The following is a 437-nucleotide window of genomic DNA, read 5'->3' on the forward strand; positions in this document are numbered from 1 at the left end:
AGATAAGGAAGGAGACATATGTATGAATAAACCTTTTGAATACCCGGAAATGTACTATAACGAAGTCATCTATTTTTTAGAAACGAAATGGAAGCGTCGACTAAGTGATCATGAGAGGCGTGTTCTCATTGAAGGCTATCGATTCGGCCGGCTGGTTGAGGCAGAAAATGAAATCAAAATTCTCTCAGTGAAGTAATTTTTTCGGTAGGATATATTCAAATGGCAGCGTTTGCTGCCATAATGCTTAATTTATAAGATTTTATATAAACTTTGCTCACTGCAAGGTTTTTTCTCTTTTTAAGTATTGTATAATATAGGAAGCGTTTCATATTTTTATATAAAATGTAATTGTGTCCTTGGTCAGCTAGTGAAGGGAGGGCAGGTGTTAAAACAGCAAAGAGATTCGCAGATTCATAAGTTATCAACAGATGTAAAAG

2 protein-coding genes are annotated in these 437 nt (G+C 35.0%); one reads left to right on the forward strand and one right to left on the reverse strand.

What is annotated here, in order from left to right:
- Window positions 1-196 (forward strand): hypothetical protein (locus V7659_RS22245; protein WP_335542351.1); only part of this gene is annotated, 196 nt, incomplete at its 5' end.
- 19 nt (window positions 197-215) lie between these two features.
- Here the strand turns inward: V7659_RS22245 and V7659_RS22250 are convergent.
- Window positions 216-437 (reverse strand): hypothetical protein (locus V7659_RS22250; RefSeq protein ID WP_335542353.1); only part of this gene is annotated, 222 nt, incomplete at its 5' end.

The sequence above is a fragment of the Neobacillus drentensis genome (assembly GCF_036966985.1).
Taxonomy (GTDB): Bacteria; Bacillota; Bacilli; order Bacillales; family Cytobacillaceae; genus Neobacillus; species Neobacillus drentensis_E.